The sequence below is a fragment of the Candidatus Caldatribacterium sp. SIUC1 genome (genome assembly GCF_051549785.1).
In the GTDB taxonomy this organism is placed as follows: Bacteria; Atribacterota; Atribacteria; order Atribacterales; family Caldatribacteriaceae; genus Caldatribacterium.
This window is the reverse complement of sequence record NZ_CP189974.1, coordinates 645,313-661,890: the sequence shown is the minus strand read 5'-3', so window position 1 is coordinate 661,890 and position 16,578 is coordinate 645,313. Positions and strand designations below refer to the sequence as shown.

The 16,578-nt window shown below is 53.0% G+C and carries 15 protein-coding genes and 1 CRISPR repeat array; of the genes, 4 read left to right on the top strand and 11 right to left on the bottom strand.

The features are described from left to right. The first annotated feature begins 2 nt into the window (after window positions 1-2). The 4 genes from ACP6EK_RS03350 to ACP6EK_RS03335 are packed head-to-tail and all read left to right on the top strand — an operon-like array spanning window position 3 to window position 4,093. On the top strand, window positions 3-1,040 hold the full coding sequence (locus tag ACP6EK_RS03350) for a Gfo/Idh/MocA family protein (RefSeq protein WP_438317881.1): 1,038 nt from the start codon (window positions 3-5) through the stop codon (window positions 1,038-1,040). A gap of 13 nt (window positions 1,041-1,053) precedes the next feature. Then, a complete protein-coding gene (locus ACP6EK_RS03345) occupies window positions 1,054-2,307 on the top strand; it encodes an extracellular solute-binding protein (RefSeq protein WP_438317878.1) in 1,254 nt (417 codons plus the stop codon). Further along, window positions 2,297-3,232 carry a carbohydrate ABC transporter permease gene (locus ACP6EK_RS03340; RefSeq protein ID WP_438317875.1) on the top strand — a complete coding sequence of 312 codons (936 nt, stop codon included), beginning with the start codon at window positions 2,297-2,299 and terminating at the stop codon, window positions 3,230-3,232. Before ACP6EK_RS03345 ends, ACP6EK_RS03340 begins: the two co-directional genes overlap by 11 nt. Before the next feature lie 9 nt (window positions 3,233-3,241). Then, window positions 3,242-4,093, top strand: a complete 852-nt coding sequence (locus tag ACP6EK_RS03335) for a carbohydrate ABC transporter permease (protein WP_438317872.1) — start codon at window positions 3,242-3,244, stop codon at window positions 4,091-4,093. A gap of 388 nt (window positions 4,094-4,481) precedes the next feature. Beyond that, a CRISPR array of direct repeats spans window positions 4,482-5,107; the repeat unit is 30 nt; unit sequence GTTTCCATCCCTCATAGGTAGGCTACAAAC. Between the two features lie 172 nt (window positions 5,108-5,279). On the opposite strand, the gene cas2 is transcribed toward ACP6EK_RS03335, so the two are convergent. From cas2 to ACP6EK_RS03280, 11 genes are all read right to left on the bottom strand, one after another. After that, entirely contained in the window at window positions 5,280-5,543 is a 264-nt protein-coding gene (gene cas2, locus ACP6EK_RS03330) for a CRISPR-associated endonuclease Cas2 (RefSeq protein ID WP_438317869.1), read from the bottom strand. A gap of 24 nt (window positions 5,544-5,567) precedes the next feature. Further along, window positions 5,568-6,563 (bottom strand): type I-B CRISPR-associated endonuclease Cas1b, encoded by a 996-nt coding sequence (gene cas1b, locus ACP6EK_RS03325; RefSeq protein ID WP_438317866.1) that lies wholly within the window; start codon window positions 6,561-6,563, stop codon window positions 5,568-5,570. 17 nt (window positions 6,564-6,580) lie between these two features. After that, window positions 6,581-7,012: a CRISPR-associated protein Cas4 gene (gene cas4, locus ACP6EK_RS03320; RefSeq protein WP_438317863.1), complete on the bottom strand. Its 432-nt coding sequence runs from the start codon at window positions 7,010-7,012 to the stop codon at window positions 6,581-6,583. A 421-nt stretch (window positions 7,013-7,433) separates the two neighbouring features. Next, on the bottom strand, window positions 7,434-8,204 hold the full coding sequence (locus ACP6EK_RS03315) for a hypothetical protein (RefSeq protein WP_438317860.1): 771 nt from the start codon (window positions 8,202-8,204) through the stop codon (window positions 7,434-7,436). Further along, window positions 8,170-9,270, bottom strand: coding sequence for a DevR family CRISPR-associated autoregulator (locus ACP6EK_RS03310; RefSeq protein WP_438317857.1), 1,101 nt, complete (start codon window positions 9,268-9,270; stop codon window positions 8,170-8,172). Before ACP6EK_RS03310 ends, ACP6EK_RS03315 begins: the two co-directional genes overlap by 35 nt. A 23-nt stretch (window positions 9,271-9,293) precedes the next feature. Then, window positions 9,294-10,721, bottom strand: coding sequence for a hypothetical protein (locus ACP6EK_RS03305; protein ID WP_438317854.1), 1,428 nt, complete (start codon window positions 10,719-10,721; stop codon window positions 9,294-9,296). Window positions 10,722-10,762: 41 nt separating this feature from the next. Next, window positions 10,763-11,962 carry a CRISPR-associated endonuclease Cas3'' gene (locus ACP6EK_RS03300; RefSeq protein ID WP_438317851.1) on the bottom strand — a complete coding sequence of 400 codons (1,200 nt, stop codon included), beginning with the start codon at window positions 11,960-11,962 and terminating at the stop codon, window positions 10,763-10,765. Continuing rightward, window positions 11,952-13,403 carry a CRISPR-associated helicase Cas3' gene (cas3, locus tag ACP6EK_RS03295; protein ID WP_438317848.1) on the bottom strand — a complete coding sequence of 484 codons (1,452 nt, stop codon included), beginning with the start codon at window positions 13,401-13,403 and terminating at the stop codon, window positions 11,952-11,954. The genes ACP6EK_RS03300 and cas3 overlap by 11 nt, the downstream gene beginning before the upstream one ends. 114 nt (window positions 13,404-13,517) lie before the next feature. Further along, window positions 13,518-14,273 (bottom strand): CRISPR-associated endoribonuclease Cas6, encoded by a 756-nt coding sequence (gene cas6, locus ACP6EK_RS03290; RefSeq protein ID WP_438317845.1) that lies wholly within the window; start codon window positions 14,271-14,273, stop codon window positions 13,518-13,520. A gap of 132 nt (window positions 14,274-14,405) precedes the next feature. Next, window positions 14,406-15,314 (bottom strand): helix-turn-helix transcriptional regulator, encoded by a 909-nt coding sequence (locus ACP6EK_RS03285; RefSeq protein ID WP_438317842.1) that lies wholly within the window; start codon window positions 15,312-15,314, stop codon window positions 14,406-14,408. A gap of 115 nt (window positions 15,315-15,429) precedes the next feature. After that, window positions 15,430-16,569 carry a DUF362 domain-containing protein gene (locus tag ACP6EK_RS03280; protein ID WP_438317839.1) on the bottom strand — a complete coding sequence of 380 codons (1,140 nt, stop codon included), beginning with the start codon at window positions 16,567-16,569 and terminating at the stop codon, window positions 15,430-15,432. Window positions 16,570-16,578 lie beyond the last annotated feature (9 nt).

Below are 16,578 nucleotides of genomic sequence, written 5' to 3'. Positions count from 1 at the left end.
CCATGAGAGTCCGATGGGGGGTTATCGGCGCAGGAGGTATCGCCCGGCGGCGGACCATTCCCGAGGTCTTGCGCTTTGCCGAAAAAAGCGAAATCATCGCCCTCATGGACGTGGACAGAGAAGCTCTCTCTGCCACGGCAGCGGCTTTCGGGATTCCCCGGGCGTACCTCACGGTGGAAGAGCTCCTTCGCGAGGACATCGATGCCGTGTACATCGCCTCTCCCGTGGCTTTCCACTACACCCAGGCAAAACAAGCTCTTGAGGCGGGGAAGCACGTCCTCTGCGAAAAGCCCCTCGCCCTCCGGGTTGAGGAAGCAGAAGAGCTTTTGGAGCTTGCGGAAAAGAAACGCCTCAAGTTCGGTGTTGCCTTCATGATGCGGTACAATGTCTACCACGAGCGCATCAAAGAGTGCATCGACGAGGGGAAGCTGGGGCAACCCGTCTTTGCCCGGGCCCAGCTCACCTGCTTCTACCCTCCCGCCTCAGGAGCCTGGCGGCAGACAAAAGCCACCGGAGGCGGTGGTGCCCTGACCGACATGGGGTGCCACTGCGTGGATCTCCTTGAGTGGTTCTTTGGGGAAACCCGGGAAGTCTTCGGGTTCCTCGACACCATCACCCACACTTACGAGGTGGAGGACACAAGCACCGTCCTCCTCAAATTCCGGAATGGGGCGCAGGGGTTTGTGGACAACTTCTTCAACGTCCCCGACGAAGCGGCACGGAACGTCCTCGAAGTCTACGGTACGAAAGGGGCCATCATCGCCCAGCACACCATCGGCCAGGACCCCGGAGGAGAGGTGTGGTACCTCTTCCTCGAAGAAGAGAAGGGCTACGATGCCCTCCAAAAGCGGGTATCTTCCTCCTGGCAGAAACTCGAGCTTGAGCCAAAATCCCTATATGCCCGGGAAGTGGACGCCATGAGTGCGTGGATTCTCGGTGGGGAAAAGCCGAAAATCGGTGCGGAAGTAGGTCTCAGGAATATGAGGGTCCTTGCGGCAATCTACCGCTCGGCAGCGGAAAGACGCGCTGTAGCGGTGTAAAGGGGGGAGAACAATGAAACGGCTCATCGGTATGCTTTGCCTTGTGGGTGTAGTGCTTTTCGGAGCCTGCGCCCTGGGGAAGGTGGAAATCAGCGGGCTTTTCATGAAGCAGGCAGGGTACCAGGAGAGTGACATCCGGGCCATGACCGAGGAGTTCCTGAAGATGCGGCCCGATATTGACGTGAAGCTCTCTTTTGTGGCCTACGAAGAACTCCACGACAAAATCGTCGTGGCCGCAGCAAGTGGAGCCGGAACCTATGACGTCATCCTTCTTGACTGCATCTGGCCGGCAGAGTTCGCCGAGGCGGGGTGGCTTCTTGATGTCACCGAGCGGCTCTCCGAAGAAGACCGGGCCGACATCTTCCCCGAGGTGCTCTCTGCCGTGACCTACAAGGGTCGGCTCTATGGGATGCCCTGGCTCAACGACTGGGAGTACTTCTTCTACAACAAAAGGATGCTCGAAGCCGTGGGCGCCAAGCCTCCAACCTATTGGACCGAGGTCATCGACATTGCAAGGAAACTGAAAGCCCAGAACATCGTCGAGTACCCCATCATCGATGCCTGGGGGCAGGGTGAAGCCGTGGTCATCCAGTGGCTCCAGTACGTCTACGCCATGGGAGGAACGCCCTTTGACGAGGCGGGGAATCCCGTGATGAACCAGGGGAAACCCCTCGAAGCCCTGGAGTTCATGGTGCAGCACATGGACGAGGGCCTTTTCAACCCGGCCTGTATCGAATCCTTTTACGAAGAAGTGCGGCGGGTGTTCTCCGCCGGACAGGCGGCCTTTGGTCTCAACTGGACGTACATGTACAACCTCGCCAATGACCCTGCCGAATCCCAGATTGCTGGAGACGCTGTTATCGCCGTGATTCCCGGCTTCCCTGATGGCCGGCGGAGCGCAACCTGCAACGGTGGCATGGGGTTGAGCATCCTTACCTCAAGCCAGCACCCCGATGAAGCCTGGGACTACATCCAGTACCTTGCGAGCAAAGAAGTCCAGAAAAAGTACAGCCAGAATGCCCTCCCCATCTGGAAGTCCCTCTACGACGATCCGGAACTCATCGCCCAGCAGCCGGAGCTCATCAAAGTCGCCAAGGAACAAATCCACTACATCTTCGACCGGCCCCAGGTCCCCTGGTACTCCCAGCTCTCCCTCATTCTGAGCGAGGAACTCCAGGCAGCGCTCACCAAGGCCAAAACCCCCAAACAGGCGATGGACGATGCCGTGTCCCGAGCAAAAGAGGTTATGGAGCGATATGCGCAGTAAAACCGCACTGGCCCCCTCTGGGGTCTACCCCAGAGGGGGTTTCCTCAAGCGAAGAGAAACCACCTTTGCCTGGGCGCTCATCCTCCCCTCTTTTGTCTTCATCGGCGTTATCATTTTCTACCCCATGGGGCTTTCGCTGTACCTCAGCCTCTTCCAGGTTGACCTCACCAGGAGAGGAGCGGGAACCCCCTTCGTGGGCCTGGCCAACTACGTCGATATCCTCAAAAGCGGGTACTTCTGGAGCTCCGTGGGGAGGACGGCGTACTTCACCGTGGTTTCTATTGCCATTGAAATGGTCCTGGGGCTTTTCATTGCCCTCCTCCTCAACGAGAAATTCTGGGGACGAGGTATCCTCCGTAGCCTCTTGCTTTTGCCCTGGGCGTTGCCGATTACCGTCGATGCCATCATGTGGAAGTGGATTTTCAACGCCAATTACGGGGCATTCAATGCGCTTTTGCAGCAGCTTGGCCTCATCGAGAAGTACCAGCCCTGGCTCACCAGGCCCTGGAGCGCCATGCACTGCGTCATTGCCGCCGACGTGTGGAAGGTCACACCCCTTGTGGCGTTGCTCCTTTTAGCCGGCCTCCAGACCATCCCCCGGGAACTCTACGAAGCCGCTGAAGTCGACGGCGCCGGGTGGTTCCGGAGCCTCTGGAAAATCACTATTCCCCTCCTTGGCCCCACGATGACCGTGGTCCTCGTGCTCAGGACCCTTGACGCCTTTCGGGTCTTTGACATCGTCTACGTCATGACCCAGGGTGGACCGGCTAACGCCACCAAAGTCATTTCCTTTCTCACTTACCAGGAAGCCTTTAAGTTCCTCCACTTCAGTCGGGGCGCAGCGCTTTCGTATCTCATCACCCTGATCGTGGCCATCCTTGCGCTCCTCTATACCCGGGCCATGAAGCGGCAGGTCGAGTACTGAGGTGATACCATGGGCTTGCGACGAAGGCGCATCGTTCGAAGTATCATCATCGGGGTGTTCTCGGTGCTTCTGGCCTTCCTCCTCCTTGCCCCACCAGCGTGGCTCTTCATCTCGAGTATTGCCGACCTAAAGGACCTTTTGCGTATCCCCCTCCGCTGGATTCCTGAAAATCCGTCGTTTTCCCGCTATGCCGGCATTCTCTTCGGGCAGGGTCCGGAGAGCGAATTCCGGAAAATCATGGCAAACAGCCTCTACGTGGCGACTTTTGTGACGGTCATCTGCGTGGCCTTAGGGGTCCTTGCCGCCTACGCCTTTTCTCGTCTTCGCTTTCCTGGGAAAGACCGGGTGCTCTTCGTTTTGCTTTTCTCGTACATGCTCCCCCCTATTGCCGTCATCATTCCCCTCTACCAGATGTTCAGCAACCTCAAAATGCTCGATACAAGAGAGGCCCTCATCCTCGTGTACTCGGCCATCCTCGTCCCCTTCGTCATCTGGATGATGCGCACCTACTTTGACACCATCCCCCGGGACCTTGAAGATGCAGCAAAGATCGACGGATGTACCCATCTGCAAACGCTTTTTCGGGTCATCCTCCCGCTTTCCCTTCCCGGGATTGTGGCCACTCTTCTCTTTGCCTTCCTCATGTCCTGGGAGGAGTTCTTCATCGCCCTCATCCTGACCTCAACACCCCAGGCCAAGACCATCCCTGTGGCCATTGCCGAATTCTCTGGCCGGCACTCTATCGATTTCGGCATGATGGCTACTGGTGGGGTTCTGGCCAGCCTCCCACCGGTGTTCATCGCCCTCTTTTTCCAGAAATACATCATTGGGGGACTGCTCTCCGGGGCTGTGAAGGGGTAATTTTGCACGTACCATCCATCACTACGGACAATCACTCCGAAAATGACGGTAAAGTGAGGATACCAAAAGCTGACACCGAAAAACGAGAAATCGATTTTTCCAAGGTGAGGGAAGATTCCGGTTATGAAGGATACGAAAGACGCGGGAAAGATGCACTCGAAAACCCGGGCACGACAAAGTTGCCCGAAGGCAAAGCTGGCAAATCTCTAGTCCGCAGGACACCCCAGGATTTGCAATAGCAACAACTTGAAGACCGGCCAACTGAAGCACTTCAGCCGGTCCGAAGCAGGAGTTCACTCTGAAACACCCTGGATACCCTTCTCCAGGGCTATAGAGCAAACTGCGAGGATGACTGCAGGTTAATCCCCCGGGGGAGAGGAGACTTCATGTTTCTATCCCTCATAGGTAGGCTACAAACTGGGAGGGGGTGGACTACTGGCCACCTGGGTTCGCAGTTTCTATCCCTCATAGGTAGGCTACAAACTGCTGAAAAACAAAGTGCGTCTACCGAAGAGCTTCCGTTTCCATCCCTCATAGGTAGGCTACAAACTTAATGAAAGACACAAACCCAAGTAGAGGAAAAATAGTTTCCATCCCTCATAGGTAGGCTACAAACCCTACTTGATGACGTCCTGCGTTGGCTTGCAAGCCAGTTTCCATCCCTCATAGGTAGGCTACAAACGGTAGACGAAGGAAAGGAGTACGTTCGGGTGCTCCTGTTTCCATCCCTCATAGGTAGGCTACAAACTTCGTACGGAGCTTGCGAGAACGCAAGCTCCAACCCGGTTTCCATCCCTCATAGGTAGGCTACAAACTAGTGTTGGAGTTAGTTGACGTTGAAGTTCTCAGAAGTTTCCATCCCTCATAGGTAGGCTACAAACCGACGGTAGCTCAATCTTCCATGTTTACTCTCTACTTGTTTCCATCCCTCATAGGTAGGCTACAAACGATGCCGAAGGGCTGGAGGCTCCGGGTTCTCGCGGTGTTTCCATCCCTCATAGGTAGGCTACAAACCCGTTTTGTGGGCTTTAAATAAGGATTCTTGAGAAGACCATGTTCACCTGTCAAGGTACGCTTTATGTAAATGAAATCACAACTTTTTCCCTCTGTCAAGAGGGTTAGAGGGGTTTTTTGAAGTGTCGTCGATCTCCAGGGGTTTTTGCACTACCGGAGGTCGACGACACTTTTAGAAAATCCACTTCTCCCCACCCTTCTGAATCCCCAGGAGTTCCCTTCGGATGTACTGCTTGCTATCAAGGATATAGAAAATAACCGAATCTTCTTTGGGGTTTACGACACGGTCCAGCTCTTTTTGCAGAGCCTTAAAAGAGGCCTCGGTGAGCTCCCCCTCTAAAACAGAATTCTGTATCCAAGTAAGGTAGCGACGAGCCACCTTCAATACTCTGCTCACCCGCGCCACGTCGACGTCGTAAACCATGATGACATACACGGCAGATTGTCACCCCAAGGCAAACTACCACCGGCTGACGAAAGGCTCATAGGGCTGTTCCCCTATGAGGTGCTTCTCCAGCTTATAAAGCTCCAAACGAATGAGCGTCTGGTAGCTCACGTTGCGCCTGAGACGCCGGTGGTAAAAGGTGCCCTGGAGCTTTTCCTCAAATTCTTGGACGTAAAGGCGGCGCCCCCTTTCTTTCAAGAGACAAATACCACCTTCGTTTTCAAAATCCTCCATACCAATCATCTTCTTCCCTAAAAGAGCGAAGAGTACCCGATCAGCACAGAGAGGCTTAAAAATCTCCGCCAGGTCCAGGTTCAATGTGAAACGACGGAAGTTCGTGGCGTGCAGGTACCCAATGCGAGGATCAAGATGTGTTTTGTATATCTCGGTGAGGATTTTGGTGTACACGAGAGAGTTTCCGAAACTCATTACAGCATTGAGAGGATCAGCTGGTGGATGTTTGCTCCTTGCCTCCATCGCAAAGGGAGTGTCCACCAGTATGGTATTGAAGCTCTCATAGTAGCACTTTCGAGCGTTCCCCTCGACGGCCATGAGCTCTTCTACACTGGTACACCGGGGCAGAGCCTCCTGGAGGAAAGAAGAAATGGTATCGATAAAGGACTGGAGCTCTTTACCCCGCGCACTGTAGTAGCGTAAGACTTGAAGCATGTTGGCTAAAGCCCCCTCCACGAACTTTCGGGCAAGTTCCAGGCGCAACGCAGGATCCAGGTAGTGCTCTGCCTGTTTGAGGAGAAGGTAACCGGAGTTATAGTGTTCACGGGGGTAAAAGCTCCCTACGTAGTTCCCGTAGTAGCCAAAAAAGTGGAGGATAATCGCTTTGTCTTCCAGGAACTCCAGGAGCTTCTTGTTGAAGTCTACCTCACCGAAGACATAGATATCTCGGACGCTCTCAACAGGGAAATACCTCTTACCTTCCTGGGCTTCCACGCAGATAGTGTTATCTTTGCGCTGGAGCCTGCCACTTGAAAAGAGGTAGAGGGTTCTTTTCACCGGACCTGTACCCCCTGCTAAGCCCAGCAAAACTCCCCATAGGCACACCTTCTGCAGTAACGGTTACGAAGAGGAGAAGGTGGTAGCGGCTGCGATACAACCTGGGACACCGCCTGCTTGACCGCTACCACTTTTTCCTCTAACTCCGGGGTCAGCACCACGGGTTCCCGCCTCTTTTCTTCTGGAAAAAGAAGCTCTCCCTCTGCATCGATGTCCATTTGCTTGAGCTCGAAAAGGTAGAAGGCCAGCTGCATCCTTGCCGCTTCAAGGACACGGGAGCTCTTCTTAACCTCGGCCACCACGAAATTCTTCCCCGAACGGTGAATAAGGTCTAGAACCAGGTGCCCAACACGGACCTCTTTGTGCTCACGGACATAAGCCTGGCTCTGTATGAGCCTCCCAATCTGAAGAAGCTCATAGCTTTCGCCAGGACATATTTGGCGGGACATGAGCCAGACCTTGCGGGGGCAGATGAAGTAGGCATGAACAAAGCTACCGATAACCGGTTGTAGCGTAGAGGTACACCTCCTGCACGATATTCTCAAACGAGCCCGGCATCCAAATCGACCTCCCTGGGCAACAAACCCAACTCAGGGTCATACGCAACGTCTGCCAGAACCGTTCCATCCTCAAGAAATGCGAGCCTACCCGAACTCTTCAGCATCCAGAAGGTACCGGATGGAACGGGCACCAGTAGCTGTGTCGCTAAGAGATACTGTCTCGCAGTGCGATGTGCTTCATATTCAGTATGGAGGCAGTAGGGCGACCTGGCGTAAGTACTCTGCAGCCATTCACCTGATTTGGCCAGAGGTTCTCCTATGCCCACTCACAATCCTCTACTCTAGAACAGAAGCACATCTCTTCCTAAACCTAAACATCTCGCCTCACAAATATTCGGGCTCGTCCCTTAACGAATATCCTCCCGGGCAAAACAAACGGAGAGTTCCGGTAATGCTCTTTCTTGCGACTGCCTGGAATCAAGTCTTTCAGGGTCAACCTTGCGTCATCCGCAAAATCAGCGCCCAAAATCATTACACCTGTAAGCCCTTCCGAAAAAGGAACAACATGAGGTGCACCTTGTACTTCATCAAACGTCACCACTTCCACCTTACGACACCAAACCTGGGAATCTTTGCATCCCAGATACCGAATAGAACAAAGTGCTTTCTCGACTACCGGCTTAAGTTGGCCATCCCGCAACCCAATGAAAACGGTCAGATCATCGGCAAAAAGCGCATATTCACGAGTATGTGGACGGGACGGATAGAAGCTCCCCGTTTCATCTAAACTAATTGCAGACTCGACTGCTGGCACGCTCCGGTAGCGAAGAAAGGCTTTAAAGGAGAACGCTGCCGAAGGAGGAACGACTCGCACCTCAATCTGAGGCAGTGCAGGGGCGAGCCTCTCTGCTTCATTGTGCTCCCCACGTTGAAGCAAAGCTGCAACCATGCTCATTTTTACTGTAAGTGGCGAAGGCACAAAAGGGGTGATAGCTGCGATGGCCACTGTGTCCGGCATTCGATAGTGGAAAACGTAAAAGTGGTAAATCGCTTTGAGCCAGAGACAAGCATTTTGTGATTCCTGGGATGATGCAAAACTCTGCTGTTTAGCTTGAGGAGGGATTTCCTTTGTTGCCACCATTACTACCCTCCTTTTTTTCGAACTCCTCCTCGATCATCATTATCTTTTTCTTAAAATCGGCTGGGCCGTTGAAGCGATGGACTTCCAAGGTGTTCCCACAATCGTCTTTCAACTTATCCAGCACATCTCGGTATTCACGATTTTGACGGATAACTGGTTTGTTGGGATCACCATTTTCCAGCTCGAACTTGATGGGCGAACAAAACGGCGCAGGGCCATCTTTAGAGAGCACAATACTTCCTTCCAGCAACCCACTCATGTGTTGGAGCCAACCGGCCTGCTTGGCAAACGAAGGTGAGAGCAACCAGCGACGGATCGCTTGAAGTAGCAACCGAATGCGCTTGGCCCGTTCTTCTTTAGCAATGACATATTGCTGGTCATTCCCTTTTTGTCCCTGCTGGTCATTCCCTTTTTGTCCCTGCTGGTCATTCCCTTTTTGTCCCTGCTGGTCATTCCCTTTTAGCCACCACCAATCGTTGAAACCAATTCGGTCAAGGTCAATTCGCAACACACCGCCATAAATGCCGTTGCGCATATTCTGGACAAATATATTGTGCTTTTCCGGATCTGGATCATATGCACTATGTTGTGTGTAGTTTACGATAGCAGGATGTTCCGAAATTAACCATCCGACCTCAAAGCAGGAATCGCGCTTGAGTGTGCCTTCGACTTTGTCTTGTTGTTGCTGTAAAGCCACCAGATACCCTCCAACGTCACATAATGCACAATTCTTCAAAATCTCCCCACTAAGAGCTGAGTAATGTTGTTCTGGAAGCAGCTTTGAAACTTTTTCGTTCTGCATCCGCTGTTTAACCTCTTCCCTACACCGATCTGGAACAAGACCATGGCAGCGCTGATGAAGCGAAACTCCATTGTCCCGACAGAGTTTGACGAACTCTTCAAGAATGTGATGGCGGATGATTTCACCGCTGATACCGTCATATTCCTTGTCGCCCACAGTAATACGTCGAGGCTCCATCACATTTGTGCCGCCAGCACCTTCATTGTTGGCGGCGTGGAACCCCAACTCAATGCGGAACGAGATAGCAAGGCTCTTATACTCCATAGTTTATCCCTCCCTATTGTTGATTATTGACTGGCCCCAGACTGCTCCTCTTCAGTTTTTTGAGCCTCCCCAGTGGCTTCTACGCTTTTTATGCGCGCCCGGCTCAGCACGTCCAGTAGAAAGATAGCCTTCCATGCACGGAAGGTTTTTTCATCCTGCAGAGCTGGTGCCATCTGGAGAAGCCGATTTGCGAGATCGCGGGTCCCGGTCAACGCTTCCTGAACACCCAAACACTCGCCTTGCCCCAGCTGTTCTCTGTAATAGCCTCGTGAGATGATGTGCTCCACCTGTTGAATGAACTGCGAAAAATCGGGAGCGTTTTCAAGGCGAGTAAACTGGTTCATCCACCCTTTTTCGTGGAAAGCCAGGGCGCGTGCAAGGGACTCAGTCACCCGCCAGGGTACTTCTGGTACATAAAGCATGTTTTCCACCTCCTTTATGAGCTCGCTCCGATGAAGGAGCTGGTGGGCTGCACTGGACCTCGAAACGTTCTGACTCTGCGATGCCGCAAGTATACGAGCCTTGAGCTGCTGGATCTTTACCAATGCTTCCACATTGGGATTCGCTACAAAATCTGCAACCCAGCGGGCTAGCGCCTGCAGTTGTTCATGATTTTCACCGCTTGTACTTTGCAAGAAGGACCGAAGATTTCTCAGGAGGTTGATAGAACTCTGGTTACTCTCCTGAACAACTTTCTCCCACCAATAAATGCACAGTCTTTCAAGACCAAGGTAGCCACTCCCTGAAAAGATAGGTTGATTGTTCGGTCCCTTTACTTCACGGGTATAGGCAAAGTCTGCCACCGGAAGGCGTTTTGCAGTGAGGTCTACAAGAATTGAAAGCGCAGCCCAAATGGCAGCAACCCATCCACCACCAGCATGAGAAAAGTCACGTTTATAATCCAAGAAACCGCTTAGCACGAAACGCTCACGAAAAATGGGCAAAATGTACATTTCATCCCGCTGGCGCTTAGCACGACTATCTACTTTTGCCGCAAAAGCTCTCCCTAAGGTAGCAGCGGAGGCCTCCTGAAAGTTTATTTTATATTTTTTAAGCGTTTCAGAAGTTGAACGTGGTGCAAGCACTTCGTATTTAGCAAGAGGATCCACACCACGGGTTCCTATCTGAAGAGCGGCGTCGTATTCTGCTTTCAGTTCTTGCTTACGCCCTTTGCGTTTCTCCAAATCCTTCTCCCTAAAGTGCTGAAATAGCTCCTCCCAAAGAAATCTACTGCCGTTTTTAAAAAGCCTGCGCTCGATAGCCGTAGGATCAATGAGTTCGACAACCCATAACACTTGTTGCTCATCTCGCCTTATAGCAACTCCCGAAACCTCCCAGTACGCTCCTTTATCCTCCACTTCTGCCGAAGCAGTGCCAAAGAAAAGGTGTGCAACACCGATCAGGCGGGCAGCGTCAAAAAAGGGGATGCCGGTTTTGTACACATAAAACACGTCCCTTCTAAGCATGATTGGCCTCGGTAGCCCCATAAAACTCACCCTTTAAGTTCAATTTCTTGATTTCCTGCATCTTCCCAGTCACACACTTTGACCAGGCGGTTAGCAAGGCAATACAGAAAGTACAAATCATCAGTAGGTCCAGGAGGTTCGTCTGCCTTGGATGCCAAACAAATGGCTTTCGATGCTTCAGCAAGGGCGCCTTCTAACTTCCTTTTGTCCTCTTCCGGTAATTCCTTAAGGACTTCCTCTACCAGTCTTTTGAGAAAAGTCTCAGCACCGCTGATCCACTGAAATTGACCATCAGAGAAAGCCCCGGTGATTTCAAGACTATGGTGGCGAGCAGCCGCTAAAGCAACGATATCCCACAAACGGTAATCTCCAACTAAATTCCTAAGCAGTGTCTTGAGAAACGGATAAGCAAAAGGGGCATGAGCAGGTGGTTTCTGTAGTTGCTTTCTAACCTCATCCGAAGCCGAGCTGGTTCGAGCAATAAACGGATCCCAAGTGTCCTTGTTGACAGATCCATTTTGTATGTGCTTCTCGTTCCTCCAGACTACCTCCTGCCACTCTTGGTTTAACTTCCCCACATCGTGCAGCAGAGCAGCGAAACGGATGGCCCACAGCACGGTCTCGACAAATGCGTTTTTCTTCTTTTCTTCACCATCCCAATGTTCACTCAGAACATTCCCAGCCCATGCTTCCACGAATGGTCGATATAGATTAGCAATGCGTTCCGAGCGCTGCCATACCCCATAGCTGTGTTCCTTCCAAGATTGGAACCGTCCTTCTGTAGACTTTTCTCGCCGTTCTGCCTCAGGTTCCTCCTCAAAACCGGTAGTTTCGCCCTCACCCTCGAAAGTCAAGCCTTCGGTCTGGCTATATCCCGCTTCGCTCCTAAGCAGGATATATGTACGGTTGGGAAGGATTTCTTCCTGTGAACCGACCTTTTGGATAACATTACCTGCCCCGGTTTGTTTTAAAGATTCGAAACCCAACAGCCAGATCTTTTTCCCTTTCGACTTTCCCAAAAAGACACCATAGGGTACCGTCACTGTTTTAAAACGCTTGCCCTGGGCAATCTGCTGCTTTGCACCCTCAATATCGTCAACCACAGCTACCTGTACATTAAGCATTTCCCGTAGCAAGCTTTCCACTTCGACGGGATAACCCGCACGAAATGCCCGCTCATACGCACCCAGGGCTTCCGATGGAGTTATGGCTTTATCACTCCTCATCGCTTCCCCCCTCTTTGGCCTCCCTCTGCTTGCCTTTATGACGGTTAAATAGAGTCTCGAAAGGTTCCTCGCTCTTCTGAAACTCAACGTCAACAGAACCCTTCAGGAAGGATTGGTAGAGTCGATTCAAGGCTTGCTCAACAAGGCGTCTTTCCTCCTCCCACCGAAGCTCCAGGTCTTTTCCTACCCTTTGCTCAAGAACCGCTTGGGTGAACTCTATAGCAAAGAGTTGTTTGCTAAACTCTCGTTTTTCCTTGTTGTCTTCTTTACCTACTCTAACAAGTCTTACCTTGTCAGCATACGGAAGATACCAATCATCTCCCGCGGGCTTGACAACCAGAATTTTTCCGCGGCTTGCTTGCCCGTTTGATGGCCTAAATCGCTGGCAGCGTCCTGCACGCTGGATCAGTGAATCCATCGGACACAGCTCCGTGATGACCAGAGGTGCAGAAATATTTAGCCCGGCCTCCGCTACCTGTGTAGTCACGAGAATCGCTTCTTCGGAGCCAGAATTCTTTCCAAAGAAGGTATGCAACTCGGCTTCAATTTTTTCTCTATGCTCCTTGGTAAACCTTGAATGCGCCAGCAGAACATTCACATTGGGTCTGCTTCTCAGTTCTCGGTACACTTGAAGAGCGCGGTCCACAGTATTCACAAACACAATGATTTTCCTCGAACCGTCTATTCCCAGCTCATTCCACTGATTCCATTTCTCAAAAACGAATTCGGCCAATTCGGTCGGGGTCTTCTCATCCCATTCAAAAGCGATAGGCAGCTTTTCTTTGTTCTTGCCCGCAACTTCAGAGTTTGTTGGCCTACCTATTAACTCCAGTTTCACCCGCCTCCAACTGTCACGATCCTGGACGTCTCTGTCCGTCGCCTCCACTCTCTCAAGCCCGCAAAAGCGCCCAAAAAATTCCACTACAGAGGACGGCAAGGTGGCAGTCATTACGCACGATAGAAGCCCCCATCGTTTTCGCAGATAGAGGGCAGCAAAGAGCAGGTGGAGCCCTTTTTGGGGAGAGAGCAAATGCACTTCGTCAAAAACGGAATAGCTGGTAAGAACTGCTCCTGCCGCAGCATGGCTTAAGTGCGATGCCCAGGAAAGGGGAGCACCTGCAAAGGCAGTAAAATACTGATCAATAGTGGTTACGATAGCCCGTTCGGAGAAGAACCAACTTTCAGGCGCGTCACCGTGATGAACTATCGGTCGAAGTCCTGCTCGTAATTCATTGAACTCCTCCACAACGCCCTTGGTGAGCGCCCGCAAAGGCAGAGCATAGATCAATCGCGTTCCGAGCAGGCCTCCGTTGACAGACGCACGTAGAAAAGGCTCTAAAGCCGCTCTCGTTTTCCCAAGACCAGTCGGCGCTATGACTAACACTGACTGACTAGCTGACAATTTTCGTAAAACCTCATGTTGAAAGTCCCTTTGGGTCATTACTTCCCCTCCACAGAAACATTCAAAGTCCGGGCGATTCACTCCCACCCGTATAGCGGCAGAACTTCTCCGAAGTAGCGTCTCACACCAACCAGCCAGGTGTGCGAGTAGAATTCAGTACTTTTGTCTCTCCTCCACCACTTCGCAGCATCCAAACCCCTGCGAGTTCTTGGCTCCCAGGCCCGCATCAAGCGCCACCGTAAGAAGCTTTGGCCTTCCGGTCAACCGGTATTTCCCCATCCATCCCTTGATGATTGTGCCCTTGTAGCGGACCACTTTTAGGTCCTGCTTTCCCACCTCCACAGGGGCGATGCTGAAGCCGGAAAGGTCTGCCGATTGCCCAAAGACAAGCTGGTATTTCCTGGCCAGGTTTTCCCCGACGAGCTCAGCAAAACGGGGCTCGAAAGGCGAGTAGTAGTACGTGAAGGATTTCCCGGCGTTCTCGAGGGTACTATAGACAGTTAGAGGTGAGAGCATGCGCACGGTGATGCAGTTTCCTGTGACTTCCGTATCCCGAACCTCAACAGACCCCACGGTGAGCCTGTTCTTTCCCAGGCGAACCTGTCCCTGCTGCAACAACCCCTTTGCCATCTCCTCCACCACCGCAAGGAGAGGCGAGCAGACGACCAGCCGGCAGGGAGGGGTGAAGGCAATTTCCCCTTTTTCTCCGAGAACCCTGAATTTCCCCATGAGGCGCGAGAAGGCAAAAAGCTTGAAACGCCGCTTGCCGAAAGCAAAACCCTGATTGTGCAGGAGGTCCCTGAGAGTTGGCTGCTCTATATGGTGGTAGATGACCGCCTGCAAGAGGTGGTTGTGCTCAAACGGCAGGACGATTTCTCTGCTTCCGGTCAATGTAACAAGAAGCTGCATCTTGCGCCATCCTCCGGTACGCTCCCCAAAAATGAGGTCCCACGCCCGTCCCCTTCACGGCAAGCTCCCCTTGCATAACCCCCTGCACACAGAACCAAACTTCCACTCCCATTGTACCCGAAGCCGGTGACACTACGTGTCAGTCTGAATGTACCGCGACAGAGTTTTTTGAATTTCTTCTTTCACCTCCTCACGAAGGAAAGGAGGACTCACGATTTCTGCATGACTCCCATACCCGATAATCCACCTTTTGATCTCCTCGGGATTTGCCTCCACCTCAAAGAGCAGTCCTCCATCCTCAAGCTCGGTAATCCTCTGGGTAGGGTGCCAGATGCGTTCCCGAATCCAGCGGGCCTGATATGAGTCAAAGCGCACCACAATCTTACAGGTTTCCCCACGGAACATGCGGAAAGCCCGGGAGAGGTACTCCTGGGGGTCGAAATCCGCAGGAATCTCGAACTCCTCTTCCGGGAGCACCGTAACACCCACTATCCGGTCCAGGGCAAAATCCCGAATCTCTTTCCGTAAAAGGCAAAAGCCACAGAGGTACCAGACGCCCTCGAAGTTGTAAAGGTGGTACGGCTCGACCTCACGGGTCGTTACTTCTCCCGAAGAAAGAGACCGGTACGTGAGACGAACCCGCTTCCGTTTTCTGATGGCCTCAAAGAGAAGACCGAAGACCTCCCCCACCTCAACCTGGGGGCGAAGGACTGTAACGAAGGGCGAGAGCACCATGTCAAGGCGAGGTGAAGCGTCTCCGAAAGGAGCGGGGAAAAACCTCTCGAGTTTCTTCCTGAGACTCTGGAAGGCACTCTCAAGAGGAGTACCGGCAAAATGCTTGAGGACGTTGACGAGGATAAAGAGCGAAAGCACCTCTCCCTCGGTGAGCTCGGGAAAGGGGAAGTCCCACGGTTCGGTGAAACAGTACCCGCCCCTTGCCCGGTCAAAGAGGAGAGGAGCCCCGAAATCGTCACGGAGGAGTTCCAGGTACCGGTATACCGTACGCTTGCTGACTTCAAGCAGTGCGGCAAGGCGTTCCACGTTGGGGAAAGAACCCCTCTGGATTTCCCGGGAAAGGCAGTACAATCTGAAGAGAAGCGAACGCCGTGTCGGAGAAACATTCTCCCCGAAGGCCAGACCCCTCCTCTGTCTTTTATTATGCCTCCTCAAGCACGTACGCTTTGCTCCCCAGGCCGATTTCTTCGGCATAGTCGATTTGCCGCTGCCACAGCGCCGTGGGGTGAACAGCGGAAAGCTTGTCCTCTCCCGGGGGAAGGGGTTTCCCAAGCTTTGAATTCTCAAGGCCCCAAGCTCTATTGATGAGGTCTGCCGAAGCCTGGTCAATAGCCACGATATCAGAAGACCCAAGAATCCCGATATCGGGAACGATGCTTGCATCGTGCCAGGGAGCGCAGTCGCAGTCGGGGCTGATATCAAGGAGGAAGTTGAGGAAGGCCACCTTCCCGCCCTTCTCCTTCAGGGCCCCAAAGGCGTACTCCACCATCCGTTCCTGGAGGAGTTCGCTCTTCGCCGAGAATGCCGCATCGATGGCCCCGGTGGGGCAGAAAAGGAGACACTCAGCACACCCAATGCAGAGCTCCGGCCGTACCCCGGCCTTCCTGTGCTCATCGAGGAAGAGGGCTCCCTGAGGGCAGTGGAGGATGCACCGCCGGCACCCGATGCACTTCTCCTTTCGGATTCCCGGGAGAAAAGTCCCCCCGTGTTGCATCTGCTTCCCCACCCGGGAAGCACAGCCCATGCCGACGTTTTTGATCGCGCCGCCGAGCCCTGCCTCGATATGCCCCTTCACGTGGGTCATCACAAGGAGAAAATCGGCCTCCTGAATGGCCGAAGCGATGGTAACTTTCCGGAAATGCCTGAGGTTGACCTCGACCTCCCGGTGGTCTTTCCCCCGAAGGCCGTCGGCGATGACTAAAGGAGCGGGGACTGCCGGGTACCCGAACCCGTGGAAAAGGGCCGTCTCCAGATGGTCGAAGGCGTTGTGCCTGAAGCCGGTGTAGAGGGTGTTGGTATCGGTGAGGAAGGGTTTCCCTCCAAGCTCCCGGACAACCTCGACCACCGCCCGAACGAAAACCGGTCGGATGAAGCCGTGATTGCCCCGTTCTCCAAAGTGGAGCTTCACCGCCACGAGGTCTCCTGAGGAGAGCTTCCCCTCAAGGAGTTTCCTCGTGCAGGTTGTCAGGCGTCCCAGGACCGTACTGCGCTCATTCTCTGCCCGCAAGCCGACGAAGTACACCGTCGAAGCCATGATTTGAACCTCCGATTTCTCCGCCATATTTTCGCT

Excerpts from the sequence above, each read along its gene's own strand:
- ACP6EK_RS03300 (WP_438317851.1), bottom strand. The coding sequence starts at position 11,962 with ATGAGGAGTGATAAAGCCATAACTCCATCGGAAGCCCTGGGTGCGTAT.
- cas3 (WP_438317848.1), bottom strand. The coding sequence starts at position 13,403 with ATGACCCAAAGGGACTTTCAACATGAGGTTTTACGAAAATTGTCAGCT.
- ACP6EK_RS03280 (WP_438317839.1), bottom strand. The coding sequence starts at position 16,569 with ATGGCGGAGAAATCGGAGGTTCAAATCATGGCTTCGACGGTGTACTTC.
- ACP6EK_RS03350 (WP_438317881.1), top strand. The coding sequence starts at position 3 with ATGAGAGTCCGATGGGGGGTTATCGGCGCAGGAGGTATCGCCCGGCGG.
- ACP6EK_RS03310 (WP_438317857.1), bottom strand. The coding sequence starts at position 9,270 with ATGGAGTATAAGAGCCTTGCTATCTCGTTCCGCATTGAGTTGGGGTTC.
- ACP6EK_RS03335 (WP_438317872.1), top strand. The coding sequence starts at position 3,242 with ATGGGCTTGCGACGAAGGCGCATCGTTCGAAGTATCATCATCGGGGTG.
- cas6 (WP_438317845.1), bottom strand. The coding sequence starts at position 14,273 with ATGCAGCTTCTTGTTACATTGACCGGAAGCAGAGAAATCGTCCTGCCG.
- cas4 (WP_438317863.1), bottom strand. The coding sequence starts at position 7,012 with ATGTCCCGCCAAATATGTCCTGGCGAAAGCTATGAGCTTCTTCAGATT.
- ACP6EK_RS03345 (WP_438317878.1), top strand. The coding sequence starts at position 1,054 with ATGAAACGGCTCATCGGTATGCTTTGCCTTGTGGGTGTAGTGCTTTTC.
- ACP6EK_RS03340 (WP_438317875.1), top strand. The coding sequence starts at position 2,297 with ATGCGCAGTAAAACCGCACTGGCCCCCTCTGGGGTCTACCCCAGAGGG.
- ACP6EK_RS03315 (WP_438317860.1), bottom strand. The coding sequence starts at position 8,204 with ATGGTGGCAACAAAGGAAATCCCTCCTCAAGCTAAACAGCAGAGTTTT.